Source organism: Streptomyces sp. NPDC017520 (assembly GCF_044329855.1).
Lineage (GTDB): Bacteria > Actinomycetota > Actinomycetes > Streptomycetales > Streptomycetaceae > Streptomyces.
On the sequence record NZ_JBIRKB010000003.1, the window covers coordinates 217,938 to 235,349 of the forward strand.

General features: G+C 71.2%; 15 protein-coding genes. 7 read left to right on the top strand and 8 right to left on the bottom strand.

Annotated elements, in window-relative coordinates; genetic code table 11:
- The first annotated feature begins 2 nt into the window (after positions 1-2).
- Positions 3-1,844, top strand: coding sequence for a serine/threonine-protein kinase (locus ACH4KB_RS08790; protein ID WP_398065039.1), 1,842 nt, complete (start codon positions 3-5; stop codon positions 1,842-1,844).
- A gap of 110 nt (positions 1,845-1,954) precedes the next feature.
- On the opposite strand, the gene ACH4KB_RS08795 is transcribed toward ACH4KB_RS08790, so the two are convergent.
- A complete protein-coding gene (locus tag ACH4KB_RS08795; protein ID WP_398065041.1) occupies positions 1,955-2,161 on the bottom strand; it encodes a DUF397 domain-containing protein in 207 nt (68 codons plus the stop codon).
- Entirely contained in the window at positions 2,161-3,000 is an 840-nt protein-coding gene (locus ACH4KB_RS08800; protein WP_398065043.1) for a Scr1 family TA system antitoxin-like transcriptional regulator, read from the bottom strand. Before ACH4KB_RS08800 ends, ACH4KB_RS08795 begins: the two co-directional genes overlap by 1 nt.
- Before the next feature lie 106 nt (positions 3,001-3,106).
- Between ACH4KB_RS08800 and ACH4KB_RS08805 the strand changes: the two genes are divergently transcribed.
- The 5 genes from ACH4KB_RS08805 to ACH4KB_RS08825 all read left to right on the top strand — a co-directional run bounded on the left by ACH4KB_RS08805 (position 3,107) and on the right by ACH4KB_RS08825 (position 6,352).
- Positions 3,107-3,385 (top strand): hypothetical protein, encoded by a 279-nt coding sequence (locus ACH4KB_RS08805; protein ID WP_398065045.1) that lies wholly within the window; start codon positions 3,107-3,109, stop codon positions 3,383-3,385.
- Between the two features lie 52 nt (positions 3,386-3,437).
- Positions 3,438-3,821 carry a hypothetical protein gene (locus ACH4KB_RS08810; RefSeq protein WP_398065047.1) on the top strand — a complete coding sequence of 128 codons (384 nt, stop codon included), beginning with the start codon at positions 3,438-3,440 and terminating at the stop codon, positions 3,819-3,821.
- Positions 3,822-3,844: 23 nt separating this feature from the next.
- Positions 3,845-4,261 carry a hypothetical protein gene (locus ACH4KB_RS08815; protein WP_398065049.1) on the top strand — a complete coding sequence of 139 codons (417 nt, stop codon included), beginning with the start codon at positions 3,845-3,847 and terminating at the stop codon, positions 4,259-4,261.
- 14 nt (positions 4,262-4,275) lie between these two features.
- Positions 4,276-4,695 (top strand): hypothetical protein, encoded by a 420-nt coding sequence (locus tag ACH4KB_RS08820; RefSeq protein WP_398065051.1) that lies wholly within the window; start codon positions 4,276-4,278, stop codon positions 4,693-4,695.
- 178 nt (positions 4,696-4,873) lie between these two features.
- The gene (locus ACH4KB_RS08825; protein WP_398065053.1) at positions 4,874-6,352 is read left to right on the top strand and encodes an MFS transporter; all 1,479 of its coding nucleotides are present in this window, start codon (positions 4,874-4,876) and stop codon (positions 6,350-6,352) included.
- A gap of 26 nt (positions 6,353-6,378) precedes the next feature.
- On the opposite strand, the gene ACH4KB_RS08830 is transcribed toward ACH4KB_RS08825, so the two are convergent.
- From ACH4KB_RS08830 to ACH4KB_RS08850, 5 genes are all read right to left on the bottom strand, one after another.
- A complete protein-coding gene (locus ACH4KB_RS08830; RefSeq protein WP_398065055.1) occupies positions 6,379-6,984 on the bottom strand; it encodes a DUF417 domain-containing protein in 606 nt (201 codons plus the stop codon).
- 876 nt (positions 6,985-7,860) lie between these two features.
- A complete protein-coding gene (locus tag ACH4KB_RS08835; protein WP_398065057.1) occupies positions 7,861-9,285 on the bottom strand; it encodes a GH1 family beta-glucosidase in 1,425 nt (474 codons plus the stop codon).
- 137 nt (positions 9,286-9,422) lie between these two features.
- Positions 9,423-10,334 carry a carbohydrate ABC transporter permease gene (locus tag ACH4KB_RS08840; RefSeq protein WP_398065059.1) on the bottom strand — a complete coding sequence of 304 codons (912 nt, stop codon included), beginning with the start codon at positions 10,332-10,334 and terminating at the stop codon, positions 9,423-9,425.
- The gene (locus ACH4KB_RS08845) at positions 10,331-11,308 is read right to left on the bottom strand and encodes a carbohydrate ABC transporter permease (protein ID WP_007452100.1); all 978 of its coding nucleotides are present in this window, start codon (positions 11,306-11,308) and stop codon (positions 10,331-10,333) included. Before ACH4KB_RS08845 ends, ACH4KB_RS08840 begins: the two co-directional genes overlap by 4 nt.
- 207 nt (positions 11,309-11,515) lie before the next feature.
- On the bottom strand, positions 11,516-12,820 hold the full coding sequence (locus ACH4KB_RS08850) for an ABC transporter substrate-binding protein (RefSeq protein ID WP_398065062.1): 1,305 nt from the start codon (positions 12,818-12,820) through the stop codon (positions 11,516-11,518).
- A gap of 234 nt (positions 12,821-13,054) precedes the next feature.
- Between ACH4KB_RS08850 and ACH4KB_RS08855 the strand changes: the two genes are divergently transcribed.
- The gene (locus ACH4KB_RS08855; RefSeq protein WP_398065613.1) at positions 13,055-15,880 is read left to right on the top strand and encodes a glycosyl hydrolase; all 2,826 of its coding nucleotides are present in this window, start codon (positions 13,055-13,057) and stop codon (positions 15,878-15,880) included.
- Positions 15,881-16,151: 271 nt separating this feature from the next.
- Here the strand turns inward: ACH4KB_RS08855 and ACH4KB_RS08860 are convergent, their stop codons facing one another.
- Positions 16,152-17,195, bottom strand: coding sequence for a LacI family DNA-binding transcriptional regulator (locus tag ACH4KB_RS08860; protein WP_398065064.1), 1,044 nt, complete (start codon positions 17,193-17,195; stop codon positions 16,152-16,154).
- Between the last annotated feature and the right edge of the window lie 217 nt (positions 17,196-17,412).

The following is a 17,412-nucleotide window of genomic DNA, read 5'->3' on the forward strand; positions in this document are numbered from 1 at the left end:
CCATGACTGCGGGTTTCGAGGGACGGGTGATCGACGAGCGCTTCGAACTGCTGGAGCGGCTCGGCGGCGGCGGAATGGGGCTGGTGTGGCGGGCGCGCGACGTCGTCCTGCACCGGGACGTGGCGCTGAAGGAGGTGCGGCCGCCGGATCCGGAGTTGCTGCGGTTGCGTCCCGACGCGGCGGAGATGCTGCACAAGCGTGTGCTGCGGGAGGCCGTCTCGCTGGCCCGGATCAGCCACCCCAACGTGGTGACGATCCACCACATCGTGAGTTCGGCGGAGGTGGCGCACCCCTGGCTGGTGATGGAGCTGATCTCCGGCGGCTCCCTCCAGGACCGGCTGGAGCGCGGGCCGTGCACACCCACGGAAACGGCGGAATGGGGCCGGGGCGTGCTGGCCGGACTGCGGGCCGCCCACGGCGCGGGCATCCTGCACCGTGACGTCAAGCCCGGCAACGTACTGATGCGGGCCGATGGCACGCCCCTGCTCACCGACTTCGGCATCGCCGCCGTGCGCGAGGCCACCAGCCTCACCAACACCGGCGAACTCATCGGCTCACCCGACTACATGGCCCCGGAGCGGCTGCGCGGCCGTGACGACGATCCGTCCTCCGACCTGTGGTCGTTGGCGATGATGCTGTACGTCGCGGTCGAGGGCCACCATCCGATGCACCGCTCGTCCACCCTCGCCACGCTGGCCGCGATCCTGGAGGAGGACGTGCCGCCGCCCCGGCGTGCGGGCCCCCTCGGCCCCGTGCTGACGTCCGTCCTCATCAAGGAAGTCGCCTCCCGGCCCGACGCGGAGTCCCTCGACCACCTCCTCGCGCAAGCCGCCGGTGCCCGTGTCATGACGGTCGTCGACGGCATCGTCGCCGCGTCACCCGTACGGGCCGGCCCCGTGGAGGCCCCCGACGAGGCCCCGGCCCCGCCGCCGGTCCCGTACACACCCACGGAGCAGGTGTCCCTTGACTCCGCCCCTGCCTCTGCCTCCGGTCCGCCGGCCGGCGACGCCGCCGGCCCCGGCCCCGGCACCACCGGGGCGGTGCGGGGCGAACCCGACCCGTCTGCGGCACCGGAGCCCGGCGCCGGCCCGCCACCGGACGGCGGGACCGACGGCGCGGGAGGCTCCCGTGCGGAGACGAGCCGGACGCCCGTGGACGGCACGGAGGTCGCGGGGGCCGCCGGGCGGTCACGCCGGCGGATCGTGCTCCCGGCGGCGCTGTTGGGCGCGTTGTTGGCCGGGCTGCTGGCCTGGGAGTACGCCCCCGCCTTCGGCGGCGACGACAAGCCGTCCGCCGGGGCCCCGTCCACGCCCTCCGGGACCCGCACCCCCACGTCCAGCCCGTCCAGCCCCACTCCCTCGCCCACACCCACGCGCAAGGAGGAAACCGATCTGCTCACCCCCGCCGGTGCGCGGCGAGTCCTCAAGCAGTTGGAGGCGGTGACAGGGGGGACCAAGGTGCTCCCCATGTTCGACCTGCGGCCGGGTTACGCCTCGGGCCTCGCGCCCCTGGAGAAGGAGCTCGTGCCGGGAAAGAAGGTGCTCGACGGGTTCTCGTACGAGGACGGCCAAGGCACTCTTCGGGGCAATGCGAGCATCATGAGGGAGGATCAGCGCCTGCTGGACCTCGACCGGGTCGACTGGAACGCCTTGCCCCGCCTTCGCCGCATCGCCGAGACCGAACTGGGCGTACTGAAGCCCAACCCCGATGACAGCTCCGTCGTTTTCGACTGGTACCTGGGGCAGGAGGCGATGCTGATCCACGCCAACGGCGCATACGGGACCGACGGGCTGCTCGTCGCCTCCTTCGACGGGACGATCATCCGGCGCAACAGGGCGGACTGACGCGGCGGCGCCCCCGACGACCGGGAGCAGCAGTCCGCTCGGGCCGGCCGATCAGGAAGCCCCACCGTGCGGTGCGTGCCACGGTGGGGCGGTGGTCCTGGATCGGCCCGTCAGGCGGCGTCGAGCGATCCGGCCTGTACGCCGGTGACGAAGGTGGAGAACGCGTCGGCGGGGAAGCTCAGTACGGGGCCGCCCGCGACCTTGGAGTCGCGGACCGGGACGATGCCGCGTGTGGCGGCGAGGTTGGCGGCAACCTCGACGCAGGCGCCGCCGTTCGAGCTGTACGAGGACTTGAACCAACGGGGGGATTCGCTCATCACGGAGTGCCCTTTCGCAACTGGCTGATCTTGGCCACAGACGCCGCCTTCGACAGCGACTCGCCCTGGAGTTGATGGTAGGCCGTGAGCATGGGTACTACGAACGAAGTTTCGCGCTCGACATGGCCCTGCGCCTGTGATTCGGCATACGCGACGATGGACCGGTCCGCAAGGGTGAGCAGGTAGACCGGCAGGTCGAACGCCCTCCGTGCACCCAGGCTGAACGGTGCTACCTGGATGATCCAGTTGGGCAGCGCCGCCATCTCCTCCAGCCGCTCAAGCTGAGGCCCCATGACCTCCGGGCCGCCGACCGCTTGGTGGAGGCAGCTCTCGTCCATGACGACGAACACCATCGGCGGGCGGGACCGCACCAGCGCCGCCTGCCTCTCCGCCAGGACCGAGACGCGTTCGTCGGCCTGTTCGGCGGTGATGGACCCGCGCTCCACGTCTCCGTACGCCACAGTCCGCGCGTACTCCGGTGTCTGTAACAGCCCCGGGATGAGGCCGACCTCGAACAGCCTGATCTCCACCGCCCGGCCCTCGTACCCGACGTACTCCGGAAAGCCCTCCAGCAGCGAGCCGTTCCGCAGCTCGGCCCACTCGCGCTCGAAGGAGTCGGCCGTACCGGTCGTACCGAACGCCTGATCAGACCTACGCGAAAATCGCAGGGTTGGCGGTTTGCGAGCAGTTTCCACGGCCGAGACGTGCTGGCTCGAGTACCCGATGCGCGGGGCCAGACCCTCCTGGCTCCACCCCCGCGCCTCCCGGAACCGCCGGATGCGGGCACCGTAGGCCGCCTGCGGGCTGCTGCCAGGTTTCAGATCCTTGCGATTGACCATGCTGAAGCCCCTCCCCTTCCTTCTTTTTCCGCTAGTTGAAGGGTCTTTGACGCTAGGCCACTCTGAGGCCCCCCGGTAGTCAAACAGCTACGGAGAGGAGCGATAGGTGTACGGCGAGAACGCGCGTCCGAATATCCCGCAGTCTCCTGGTCCCACGGTTCCCACAGTTCCCCCGGCCCCCGGCACCCTCATGGTGGATACCAGTCGCGGGAATCGCGTGGGCGAGTTCCGTGGCGTCGCCGGCCTCTACTGGTCCCTCCGCCCCGTCGGCGGCGGCATCGAGTGGGAGGTCGAGCCCCGCCACGTACGCCCCGCGCTTCCCATAGAGCAGCTCCGTGCCCGTACCGCGCGGGCCAACGCCCGGAGCCGGGGTGAGGTGTTGTGAGCCTCCTCGCCCGGTTACGGGTCCGGCTCGCGGTCACCGGCGAGCGTGCCGCGTGACGCGCACGGGGTACGCCGCCGAGGTCACCGTGACGGACGGGCAGTGGTTCGCCTCGCTCGGCGGGGTGACCGTACGGAACCGGCGGCTGGCGCTCCTGTGGCTGCGGGGGCAAGCACTCCGCCTGGCCGACGGACACGGGCGCGGGCACACGAGGCCCCCCGGCCCGCTGGGGCCGCCGGCCAGTGACGTGCGGCCCGTCCTCTTCCACGGCTTCGACGCCCCGCTGGGGTTGCGGGCCTGGGCGACCGACCGTGAGCGCCAGGACGACGCGATACGGGCCCTGGAAGCAGGATTTCCGTTGCTGTTCACCGTAGTTGACCCGGCGGTCGGGCTGAGCCTGACCCTCTCGGGGTGGCGCGGTTCCCTGACCGATCTTTAGGCCCGCCGACAGAAGAGGCCGACGTGCTGCAATGCACCGCCGTGACCCCGGCTCCTCCCGGTGACGCTCTGGACGCCCTCGTCGCCGTGGACGGCGGGCCCGACGGCCCACCGGACACCGTCATCCCGCCCCCCTTCCTCCTCTGCGAACTGGGGGAGCACGACGCCTTCACCGAGCACGCCGCCTACCTCCGGGCGGCCGAGCCGTCCAGCGCTCCGGCTCTGTGGTTCTTCTGGACCGGTACCGGCCCGGACCGGCCCCACCGGGTGGCCACCGTGCCGTGGTGCCCGGCCGTCCTCCGCCACCTCCGTACCGGGGTCGTACGGCAGTGCGCGTTCCCCGACCACCACCCCGCGCCCCATTCCTGGAGCGTGACGGACCCGCTGGGCGATCTGATCGCAGAACGGCTCCTGTCCGGCGACGGGCCCGACACCTCATGAGGATGGCCGCAACCATGAACCAGTGCACCGCTGTTGCCCTGTTGAAGCCCCCGGAGTTCCTTCTCGCCCTTCCCGCCCTCGTCCCCGGGCATCGTCCGGAGCCCGGACACGTGCTCTGTGAACTGGGCGAGGACCATGACGACGACCATGACGACGACCACGGCGGCGACCACGCGGCGCTGCTGTGGGACGAGGGCGGACGGCCCGGAAGCGCCGTCTGGGTCCGGTGGAGCGTGGAGCGCACGCGCTTGGTCTCGCTCCCGTGGTGCCCTGCGCGCGATGCGCGGAAGGAGGCGTGCGAGCTGTTCGCCGGGCACCGGTCCGAGCACAGCTGGCGCGTCACGGACCCCACCGACGAGGCGATCACCCGGGCCCTCGCCGCGCGGCATCCTCATCTCTTCCCCGAGTACAGGGGCGGGGGCGGGGCGGCGTGATCCTCACCGGCCTGTGAGCCGGATCACGGCTGTCCGTGGCGCGAACCAGGCCCCGGCCGGTGGTTAGGATGGATGGGCTCGGCCCCGTGGCCGAGGTGGTCAGATCCCGCCTTCCGGTGTCTGGTCCGAGGCTTGAAACCTCCGGCGCTCATCTGGACAGAACCCCGGAGGTTTCTTCATGTCTGTCCCCCTGCCTTCCCAGGCTTCCCTGCCTTCCGCGCCCGATCCCCGCCGATGGTGGGCGCTCGCGGTGATCGCCCTGACACAGCTGGTGGTCGTGCTCGATGCCACCATCGTCAACGTGGCCCTGCCCCAGGCCCAGCTCGAACTGGAGCTGAGCGACACCGAGCGGCAGTGGGTCATCACCGCCTACGTCCTGGCCTTCGGCGCGCTGCTGCTGCTCGGCGGACGCGTCGCCGACTACTGGGGGCGCAAGCGCAGCTACATGGTCGGGATGCTCGGGTTCGGCGCCGCCTCCGTGTGGGGCGGTCTCGCGCAGAGCGGGACCGAGCTGATCGTGGCGCGCGGTCTCCAGGGCGTCTTCGCGGCGCTGCTGGCCCCGGCGGCGCTTGCTCTGCTCACCGTGACGTTCCCGGCCGGGCGTGAGCGCGGAACGGCGTTCGCGGTCTTCGGCACCGTCGCCGGCACCGGTGCCGCGGTGGGGCTGGCGCTGGGTGGCGTCCTGACCGAGTACGCCGACTGGCGGTGGTGCCTGCTGGTCAACATCGTCTTCGCCGTCGTCGGCCTGATCGGCGCGCTGCTGTTCGTCTCCGAGAGCCGCGTCGAGGGCGACAACCGGTACGACATCTGGGGCACCCTCGCCGTCACCCTCGGCCTGGCCGCCCTGGTCTACGGGTTCACCCTGGCCGAGTCCGGGTGGACCGAGCCGGACACCATCGGCTTCCTCGCCGCCGGCCTGGTGCTGCTCGTGGTGTTCGTGTGGATCGAGTCCCGCGTCGCGCAGCCGCTGCTGCCGCTGCGGGTCGTGCGTGACCGCGCCCGCGCCGGAGCGTTCCTCATCCAGGCGGCCATCGGCGCCGTCTACATCGGGATGACCCTCTACCTGATGTTCCACCTCCAGATCGTGCTCGGGCTCTCCCCGCTGCTCGCCGGACTCGCGAGCCTCGCGATGACCTTCGCGACCATGATCACCGCGCCCGTGGCCGCCAGGCTGCTGCCGACTCGGGGGCCGCGTGTCCTGATGACCGGCGGGCCGCTGATCGCCGCGGCCGGGATGCTGTGGCTGACCTTCGTCACGGCCGACGGAAGCTACTGGACGGAGGTCTTCGGCGGCCTCGTGGTCGTGGGCATCGGGATCGCGTTCGTGATCATCCCGGTGCAGAACGTCGCGCTCGCCGGCGTCGGCCACCACGACGCCGGCGCGGCGTCGGCCCTGGTCAACTCCGCCATGCAGATCGGCGGCTGCGTGGGTCTGTCGGTGTTCACCACGATCTACCTCGGCGCCGTCGAACGGTCCGCCCCGGACGGCTCCGGCCGGGCGACCGCGACCGCCCTCACCGAGGGATACTCCGCGGTGTTCCTCGCCACTGCCGTCACCCTGGTGGTCGCGGCGGTCGTCGCCGCGACCATGCTCCGGGGACCCCGCTCCGTGGCCACCCCGGAACAGCTCGCCGAGGTACCGGTCCACGTCGGCTGACCGCCGTCGAGGCCCTGCCCCTTCCTTCAGCTCCTTCGGCCCGACGCCGCTCGGTCGGTACTTTCCGGCCGCCGTGACGACCTGGACCCGCTTCCCCATGCATCGGCGGCCACGACCAGGCACACGGCCACCAGGACCACGTTCTTGACGACGTACTGCCCTTCCATGGTCGGCGCGGGGGAGTGGGGCTGCCACATCGCGTCGGGCAGGAGGACCAGGGTCGAGAACACGCCGCCCATGTGGAGGAAGAACGCGACGAGAGCGGGGCGCAGCAGGCGACCGCCCGCGATCAGACCGATCCCGATGGCCGTCTCCAGTGCCGCGAGGGAGAGCAGCAGCACCGTCTCCGGTACGAGGCCCAGGGTCATCTTCGTGGCCGCGTCGACGGCCAGTTGCTCGGCAGGACTGGCCGAGGGGAACAGTTTCAGCACGCCGAAGCCGAGGAAGATGATCCCGACGGTCACCCTCAGCAGGACGACGGCGCGTACGTTGACGTGGTCGGCCAGCCGTTGAAGGGCTGCGCGGGCGCCGGCTGTCGCCGGACGTTCGCGGCCGAACCTGCGTGTGTGGGACGGGGGTTCAGGTGTGCTGCCGGGCGGGGGAAGGCTCGGCTCGGCGGTGTGGCTCCTCATGTGCGATCTCCCGCTGTGTCCGTGGGGGTGGGAAAGCGTGCATGGGCGGCCCGCGCGGGTACGCGGGCGCCTGTGGGGCGTGTGCGGGAAGCGTCGGCTCTTTGCCGCTTCGGCGCACGGGGTGACGGGCCTCTCGCTGGCGCCCGGGGGGTCTTCTCCTCGGCTGGAGGCTCTGAAGGCTCTGAAGGCTGTGGGGGGTTCTGGGTACGTGGGCGAGGCAGGGGCGGCGCGTGACCACCACCGCCGACTGCCTCTCACTGCTTGGTCTAGACCATACGGGCGGGGGTCCGGAGGTCAAGAGGTGTACGGAGCAGCCTCGGACAGAGGCGACAGATTCGCGCCAAGTTGCATCGGGACCAGGGGTGTTGGGCGGCGGGTGCGCGGCGCCCGCAGATCGGCCGCGCGCACGATCGGAGCCGGCCGTGCCGAGGCGGCCCTCACCCGGCTCACCGGCCCGGACGTACTCCGGCCCACCCCTCGGCTGAGCAGCCTGGTTCTCCCGGTTCCGGGCCCCGTCGGCGTTACGGGGGCGTCGGCCGTGCCGTACTCCCAGGGCCTCTTCGGGCCATGCGGGTGCTCGGCCGCCCTCCGGGCCGGCTACCCGTCGGCGCGGGGGACTTCACCGGTGATTCATCCGGCCGAAAGTGGCCCGGCCGATTCCGGGAGAAAACTCTCATCGCCCGTAGCGTTCGGCCCCGCACACCGCCCCCAGGCCCCGGTCGCACCCCGAGCGGCCCCTGGACACGCGTCGGGGCCCGGAGCGCATGCCGCCCCGAGCCCCTACGTAACCCGTAACCCGCAATTCGTGACCGGCAGGCAGCAGTCAGCAGTCAGCGGGCTGTCGCCGCGCGCCCCGCGCCGCCCCGCCCTCCGGGCTCAGCGCTCCAGGCCGCCCCGCGCGATCACCTCCGCGTACCACCGCGCACTGTCCTTCGCCGTGCGGCGCTGGGACGCGAAGTCCACGTGCACGATGCCGAACCGCTTGCCGTAGCCGTACGCCCACTCGAAGTTGTCCAGCAGCGACCACAGGAAGTACCCGCGTACGTCCGCCCCGTCCGCGATCGCCCGGTGCACCGCCGTCAGATGGGCGTCCAGGTACGCCACCCGCTCCGGGTCGTGGACCTCGCCCTCCGGGTCGGCGTAGTCGTCGTACGCCGCCCCGTTCTCCGTCACCAGGAGCGGCAGGGACGGGAGTTCGTCGCGGAGGCGGGTCAGCAGCTCGTACAGGCCGTTCGCGTCGACCGGCCAGTCCATCGCGGTGCGCGGGCCGGCCGCCGGGGTGAACGCCACATGCCGTTCCGCGCCCGCCCACGGCGCCGGGGACTCCGACGTGCCCGCCGAAACCACGCTGGGGGAGTAGTAGTTGATGCCCAGCGAGTCGATCGGCGTCGACGTCACCTCCAGATCGCCGTCCCGGACGAACGACCAGTCCGTCACCTCCGCCGTGTCCTCGACCAGGTCCTGCGGCAGCCGGCCGTGGAAGACCGGGTCCAGGAAGATCCGGTTCGCCACCGCGTCGATCCGGCGCACCGCGTCCCGGTCCGCGTCCGTGTCCGTCAGCGGGCGCAGTGCGTGGAGGTTCAGGGTGAGGGAGATCTCGGCGGTGTCCGGCAGGAGGCCGCGCAGGACGCGGGCGCCCGCGCCGTGTGCCAGGTTCAGGTGGTGGGCGGCGCGCAGGGCCGCGAGGTCGCTGGTCCGGCCGGGGGCGTGGACCCCGTTCCCGTACCCGAGGAACGCCGCGCACCAAGGCTCGTTGAGCGTCGTCCAGGTCGGCACCCGGTCGCCCAGCGCCCCGGCCACCAGACCCGCGTACTCCGCGAACCGGTGCGCCGTGTCCCGCTCCGGCCAGCCGCCCGCGTCCTCCAGCTCCTGCGGCAGGTCCCAGTGGTAGAGCGTGGCGACCGGTCTGATCCCGGCCGCGAGCAGCTCGTCCACCAGACGGCGGTAGAAGTCCAGGCCGCGCTCCACGGCCGGGCCCCGGCCGGTCGGCTGGACCCGGGACCAGGAGACGGAGAACCGGTAGTCGGTGACGCCCAGTTCCTTCATCAGGCGTACGTCGTCCGGCATCCGGTGCAGATGGTCGGCGGCGATGTCACCGGTGTCGCCGTTGCGCACCTTGCCGGGCGTCCGGCTGAAGGTGTCCCAGATGGACGGCGTACGGCCGCCCTCGGTGGCTCCACCCTCGATCTGATAGGCGGCGGTGGCGGTCCCCCAGCGGAACGCGGTGGGGAAGCGGAGTTCCGCCACGGTGTCGGGGCGGGGGCCGGCGGAGTTCGCCGGACGGGCATCGACAGCGGTCATGGACTGACACTCCAGGGGTGAGGGAGGGGGCGGGGGCCCGCAAGAGGGGCGGGGCCCGCAGGGACGGGCGGGGCCCGCAGGGAGGGCGGGCGGCCCCGCAGGGAGGATGGTCCCGCAGGGCGGAGCGGCGTACGGCGTCAGCCCTTGACCGCGCCCTGCATGATGCCGCCGACGATCTGCCGGCCCAGCAGGCCGAAGACCAGCAGCACGGGCAGCGTGCCGAGCAGCGTGCCGGCCATGATCACCGACTGGTCGTTGACGTATCCGCCGCCGAGCTGACGCAGCGCGACCTGCACGGTCGGCTCCTGCGAGGACAGCGCGATGATCGGCCAGAAGAAGTCGTTCCACGCCGTCATGAACGTGAGCATCCCGAGCACCGCCATGCCCGGCCGCGCGATGGGGATCACGATCGACCAGAAGATCCGGGCCGTCGACGCCCCGTCCACCCGGGCCGCCTCGATCAGCTCGTCCGGCAGCGACTGCACCAGGTACTGGCGCATGAAGAACACTCCGAACGCCGAGACCAGACCCGGCAGGATCACCGCCTGGAGCTGGTTCACCCACTGGAGCTCGGCGATCAGCATGAAGAGCGGGATCACACCGAGCTGCGGCGGGATCATCATCGTCCCGATCGTCAGCGTCAGCAGCGCGCCCCGGCCCCGGAACTTCAGCTTGGCGAAGGCGAATCCGGCCAGCGTGCAGCAGAGGACCGTGCCGATCGTGATCGAGCCGGACACGATCAGCGAGTTGAGCAGGGCCTTGCCGATGTCGGCCTCTTCGAGGACCGCGTCGAAGTTCTTGATGAGGTTCGGTCCGGGCAGCAGGCTCGGAGGGACCTGCGCCAGGTCCGCGTTGGACCGGCTGGCCGCGACGATCGTCCAGTAGAACGGGAACGCGGAGATCAGCAGCGCGACACCGAGGATGAGGTAGGAGAGCCAGCCGCCCTTCATCGTCTGGCCCGCGCCCCCTTTGCGTATCCGCTTGCGCGGGGGGTCCTGCGGCGGGCGGCCCTTGTCGGGCGCGGTCGGCGGTGCGGCGAGCGCGGTCATCGGCCGGCCTCCTTGCGTGCGCGGCGGCGGACGAGCAGGGCGTTGGCCCCGACGAGCACCACGATCAGGACGAACATCACCCAGGCGATGGCCGCGGCCCGGCCCAGGTGGAAGAAGCCCCAGCCCTGCTCGTACATGTACAGGCCGAGGGTCTGGTACTGGTGCGAGATGCCGCCGGAGATCGACCCTTCGAACAGCAGCGGCTCGCCGAAGAGCTGGGTCGCGCCGATCGTCGAGATGATGACGGTGAAGACGATGGTGGGGCGCAGGCCCGGCAGCGTGACATGGATGAACTGCCGCCAGCGCGACGCCCCGTCCATCTCCGCCGCCTCGTACAGCTCGTGTGGGATCGACTGCATGCCCGCCAGATAGATCAGCGCGTTGTAGCCGGTCCAGCGCCAGATCACGATCGACGACACCGCGATCTGCGAGGCGACCGTGCCGGTCTGCCAGTCCACCGGATCGAAGCCGACCAGCCCGATCACGTAGTTGATCAGTCCGAAGTCGCGGCCGAAGAGCTGCGCGAAGACGAGCGTGGCGGCGGCCACCGACGTGGCGTACGGGAGCAGGATCGCCGTCCGGATGAAGGTCCGGCCGCGCAGCTTGTAGTTGAGCAGATGCGCGAGGCCGAGTGCCATCGCGAGCTGCGGGACCGTGGACAGCACGCCGATCGTGAACGTGTTGCGCAGCGAGATCCAGAAGTACTCGTCGGTGAACAGCGCCGTGTAGTTGGCGATGCCCCGCCACTCCATCTCGCCGCTCGTCTGGAGCTCGACCCGGTAGAGCGAGACGAACGCCGTGTAGAGGAGCGGAAAGAGCCCGAAGGCCAGGAACAGGGTGAAGAAGGGGGCGATATAGGCGTACGGGGAGGCCTTGCGCCAGGTGCGCCGGAGGGCGGCGGCCCGGCCGTCGTCGGGGCCGGGCCCGGTTCCGGACGGGCGGGGCCCGGCCTTCGCGGTGGCGGTGAGGGACACGGTGCGGCCCTTCGGGATCGGGAGCGGGCGGGGGGCGGAGGGGAGGTACGGGGGCGGGGCGGGCTCATCCGCCGTGGGCGGGCGGCGGCGGAGGCGAGGCGGGCGGGGAGAGGTACGGGGGTGGGGCCGGTCCGCCCGTTGTGCGTGGGCGGACCGGCCCCTGACCGATGGGGGTGAGGCGATGGGGCGGTGGGGCGGTGAGCGGCGTCAGCCGATCACGTTGTCCACGCCCTTCTTCGCCGTCTGCCACGCCTTGTCCGACGACACTCCCTTGCGCTCGACCTCGCTCAGCGCGTTCGTGATCTGCTGCATCACGTTCTGGTCGTGCACACCCAGCACCTGGACCGGGGACTCCTTGGCCGCCTCACCGAAGATCTGGCCGATCGGGGCGCCCGAGAAGTACTCGTCCTTGGCGTCCGCGATCGTCTCGATGGCGCCCGTCGAGGACGGGAAGTTGCCCTGCTTCTGGAAGACCTTCGCCTGCTGCTCGGGGGCGGTCAGCCACTCGATCAGCTTGTACGCCTCCTCCTTGTGCTTGGCCGCACGCGGGATGGAGAGGTACGAGCCGCCCCAGTTGCCCGCGCCGCCGGGGAGCTTCGCGATGTCCCACTTCCCCTTGCCCGCGTCGCCGGCCTGGCCCTTGACGTAGCCGAGCATCCAGGCCGGGCACGGGATCGTCGCGAACGAACCGGCCGCGAACGCCTGGTTCCACTGCGGGGACCACTGGTCGAGCTTGGCGCTCAGGCCCGCCTCGGCCGCCTTCACGGAGGTGTCCCAGGCCTCCTTGACCGCCGGGTTCTTCTCGTAGATCAGCTCGCCGGAGGCGTCGTAGTACCGCTCCTTCTCCTGGCCGATCATGATCCCGTAGAGCGAGCCGACGCTGTCCAGCCAGGCGCTCTTGGCGGGGGCCTTCTTCTTGTACTGCTTGCCCAGCTCCAGGTAGCCGTCCCAGGTGGCCCACTTCTTCGCGAGCTCCTCGCGGTCCGTGGGCAGCCCGGCCTGCTCGAAGAGGTCGGTGCGGTAGCACATCGCCTCGGGGCCGACGTCCGTGCCGAGGCCGAGGATCTTGCCGTCCTTGGTGGTCGCCGCCGACCACTTGGCCTCGGCGAACTCGCCCTTGAGCTTGTCGGCCCCGAACTCCTTCAGGTCCTGGAACTTGTCGGACTGCTGCTGGGTGACCGAGGCGATGCGGCCCACCTCGACGCCCTGCACGTCGGCGAGCCCGCCGCCGCCCGCGAGCCGGGTCTGGAGCGACTTCCAGTAGTCCGCCTCGTCCTGGGTGTCGCTCTGCTTGATCGTGATGTTCGGGTTGAGCTTCTGGTACTCCTCGTACAGCCCGGCCTCCTTGAAGCCGAACGACCCGAAGAGGTCGACGTTGAGCGTGACCTTTCCGCCCGCGCCGTCGGAGGAGTCCGACGAGTCGCTGGATCCACAGGCGGCGAGGAGCGCCCCGGCGAGGACGACCGCGCCGAGGCGAGCGGTGGCTCTCTTGGCGGCTCGGGCAATGGGCATGGGAAGCCTCCCTTGGCTTCGGGATGAACCGAGCGCCTTGAGAGCGCTCTCAAACCTGCGTCTGGAGCGTCCCCCACCGCCCCCGCCCCGTCAAGACTCGAACACATAACAGCTTGGGGTCGCACTCGACGCCCATCCAATTGCCGTCTGTGCGCGATCTATTGACACTTAGGTTTCAGGAGTTTTACGTTCCATGGCACTTGAGAGCGCTCTCGAATGCGCTCCTCCCCCCCCATGATCGAGGTGCTGCACGTGCGAACCTCCCTCTCCAGACTCACCCCCGGACGCGCCTCCAGACCCGCCGCGGCGACGCTCCTCGCCATCGCCGTGGCCGCTGTGGGCCTGGGCCCCGCCGCATCGCCCGCTGCCGCCGCCACCATCCCCGCCGGCGCCGGCAGCTACTCCGACTCCCGCCCCGCCGGTACCTCCGGCCCGACCACCAACACCGGCGCGCCCGTCACCCCCAAGGTCACCGCCGCCGCCCGGGACAAGCCGGTCCCGACCAACGACTGGTGGTCCTCGCTCGCCTACCAGCGCTACGGCGACAACCCGTACAGCACGCCCATGTACGGCCACCCGCTCACCTACCAGGCCAAGGCCTCCGGCCTGGAGGTCGGCTATCCGACGACGCCCGCGATCGTCGGCGACGGCCGCCAGTACGAGTACGCCCACAAGGCCGACCTCACCGTCGGCCTCAGCGGCCTGAACTCACCCGACACCAAGGCCGACGCCTGGTCCGACTGGACGGTCACGCCCTACTGGGCCGACGGCTCCCGCACCTTCCGGGCCACCATCGGCCACGGCATGCCCTTCGTGTACGCCAAGGGCTCCGGCGGCGACGCCCGCATCACCACCGCGTCCACGCCCACGGTCTTCTCGGACCAGGGCAACGTCCTCGGCATCACCGTCGCCGGGCACCACTACGCCCTCTTCGCCCCGACCGGCAGCGACTGGAACGTCTCCGGCACCGCGATCACGGCCGGACTCGGCGGCAAGGACTACTTCTCGCTCGCCGTGCTGCCCTCCACGGACGCGCTCGCGACCTACAAGAAGTACGCCTTCAGCTTCGTCACCGGCTCCCAGGTGGCCTGGCAGTCGACCGGCGGCAACGTGCGGGCGACCTACAGCCTGACCACCGAGGCCAAGGAGGGCACCGAACGCGGCACGCTCCAGGCCCTCTACCGCCACCAGTGGCTGCACACCACCGACGCGCTGACGCCTTACACGTACGTGTCACCGCGCGGCACGATGAAGGTGCGCGAGTCCGCCTCCTTCACCACCAGCCAGAAGAGCAACGGCGTCGTGCCCGCGCTGCCCGCCTCCAGCGGCGTCGACAAGGCCCGGCTGGCCGGCTATCTCAACGAGGTCGCCAACGCCTCGGACCCGTTCTCGGGGGCCGCCGACACCTACTGGACCGGCAAGGCGCTCGGCCGCCTCGCCCAGCTGGTGCCCGTCGCCGACCAGATCGGCCAGACCGCCACCCGCGACAAGCTCCTCGGCCTGATGAAGGGCCGGCTCCAGGAGTGGTTCACGGCGGGCGGGGCCGCTGAGTTCAGCTACGACAAGGACTGGAAGACCCTCACCGGTTACCCGGCCTCGTACGGCAGCGACACCGAGCTGAACGACCACCACTTCCACTACAGCTACTACGTCTACGCGGCGGGGATCATCGCCCAGTACGACCAGGCCTGGGTCGCCGACTCCGCCTGGGGCACGATGATCAAGCACCTGATCCGCGACACCGCCAACGCCAGCCGCACCGACTCCGCCTACCCGTTCCTGCGCGGCTTCGACGTGTACGCGGGCCACAGCTGGGCCTCCGGCCACCAGGGCTTCGCGGCGGGCAACAACCAGGAGTCCTCCTCCGAGTCCATCAACCTCAGCGCGGGACTCGTCCTCTACGGCTCGGCCACCGGCGACACCAACCTCCGCGACCTCGGCAGCTACCTGCTGACCACCGAGTCCGAGGCGATCACCCAGTACTGGTTCGACGCCTCGCAGCAGGTCTTCCCCGCCTCCTTCGGCCACGACACGGTCGGCATGGTCTGGGGCAGCGGCGGCGCGTACTCCACCTGGTGGACCGCCAACCCGGAGGAGATCCACGGCATCAACGTCCTGCCGGTGACCGGCGGTTCACTCCACCTGGCCCGCGAGAAGGCGGCCATCAAGCGGAACATCGCCGAGATGGAGCGCGAGAACGGCGGACCCGCCCAGGAGTGGCGCGACCTGCTCTGGGAGTTCGAGTCGCTGTCGGATCCGGCGGCGGCGAAGGCCAAGTGGGACGGGGTGAACGGCAACTACACCCCGGAGCAGGGTGAGTCGAAGGCGCACACCTACCACTGGATCAACACCCTGAACACGGTCGGCGCGCCCGACATGACGGTCAGCGGCGACCTGCCGACCTCCGCCGTCTTCTCGAAGGACGGCGTCCGCACCTACACCGCGCACAACCACGGCTCCACCGCCCGTACGGTCACCTTCTCCGACGGCAAGACCCTGTCGGTGCCGGCCCGTTCGACGGCCACGAGCACGGGCCCCGGCGGCGGCAACCCGGACCCCGACCCCGACCCGGAGCCGCCGACCGGCAACACCTTCCGCCTCAAGTCCGGCGGCGTCCTCACCACCGCCACCACCGACCCGGCGGGCGCGGACACCATCGCCTCGGCCGACGGCGTCAACCGGGACGGCACCCCGTACCGGCCGAGCGTCTACGAGGTGAAGAAGGTCAACGGCAAGGTCGCCTCCGGCGCGGCCACCGCGTTCCGCCTCCGGGTCGACGCGGGCACGAAGGTCGGGCTCGCCCCGCAGGTCCGGGTCAGCTACGACCTCACCGGCGACGGCACGTTCGACCGGGCCGAGACCTTCCGCTACTTCGCGACCGACCCGGTCAACGGGTGGGAGGAGTACACGCAGGCGTCCGGCACGCGGGCCGTCACCGGGAGCCTGGGCGAACTGAAGAACGGCACGGTCCGCCTGGAGATCTGGAACGCGCTCGGCAGCGGCACGTCCCAGGTGCAGACGGGCACGGACGCGGCCGTCCTGAAGATCCCGTACGTGTAGGCCCTGTAGGCCACGCGGGATCCCGTACGTGCGGGTCCGCGCGGTCCCGTACGTGTGGGTCCCGCGGTCCCGTATGTGTGGGTCCCGCGGACCCGTACGCGCGGGTCCCGCGGGTCCATCCGGACCATCGGACAAGTGGCGGGATCTGTACGTGTAAGGCGTGACCGTACGGGCACGATTCGTGTGGTGGGTCTCCGGCTCCTCAGGGCGGAGGCCCGCCGCACTTCCGCACTTCCGCGCTCGCACACTCCCGCACGCGCGCGCGTGGCGGTCAGGCCGAGGCCCGTCGCACCAGTGTCGTCGGGGTGATCACCGAGTCGGGCGCCGGGCCGTTGCCCGTACGGGCCCGGTCCAGGCCGCGCAGCAGCAGGCGGGCCATCAGCCGGCCCTGCCCCTCGATGTCCTGGTTGACCGTGGTCAGCGGCGGATCGGTGGTCCCGGCCACCGAGTCCATGTCGTCGAACCCGACGATCGCCACCTGCTCCGGCACGGCCACGCCGCGCTCCCGCAGCACACGCAACGCACCCGACGCCATCAGGTCGTTGGCGGCGAACACCGCGTCCAGGTCGGGCCGCCGCTCCAGCAGCTCCGCCATCGCCCGGGCCCCGCTCTCCACGGTGAACGCACCCTGGGCGACAAGCGTCGGGTCCACGTCCAGTAGGACGTCCCGGTAGCCGTCGAGGCGGTCCACCGCCGAGGTCTGGTCGGGCGGTCCGCCGATGTGCGCGATCCGCTCCCGCCCCAGGTCCTTGAGATACCGCACGGCCACCCGCGCGCCGCCCCGGTTGTCCGCGTCCACGTACGAGACGGCCTGGTCCCCGGGGCCGGCGGTCCAGCTGGGCCGGCCCCCGTACACCGTGGGAATCCCCGCCCGCCGGGTGATCGCGGGCAGCGGGTCGTCGGTGTGCAGCGAGAACGCGAGCGCCCCGTCGACGTGCCCGCCGGACAGATAGCGGGCGATCCGGTCGAAGTCTCCGGGGCCCTCCACCAGCAGCAGGACGAGCTGGGTGTCGTGGGCGGTCAGCTCCTTGCTGATGCCCCTGATCTGCTGGGAGAAGAAGGGGTCGGAGAAGATCCGTATCTCCGGCTCCGCGATGACGACGGCCACCGCCCCCGTCCGCCGGGTCACCAGGGTCCTGGCCGCGTGGTTCGGGATGTAGCCCAGCTCGTCGACCGCCTTGAGCACCTTGTCCACGAGCGGCTTGCGGACTCCGTCGCCCCCGTTGACGACCCGCGAGGCGGTGGCCCGCGACACCCCCGCACGTGCCGCGACGGCTTCCAGGGTGGGCCGGGAACCGGGGGACTGCTCGGGCAAGGCGGTCGCTCCTCGTCGTCGACGGGGGCGGCGAAACGCGGGATGTGCGTGGGGGTGCGCGGGGTGCTGTGCGCATGCTCGTGTCGCCGCCGGATTCTCTACAGCCTAGCGCCGGGCGCCGACAGGGCTGAGAGCGCTCCCAGGGGAGGCGGGGAGGCGGGGCAGTGCGGGCCGGCCGGGTGCGGGTCCGTGGTGCGCGTGGATGGCGGAACCCGTT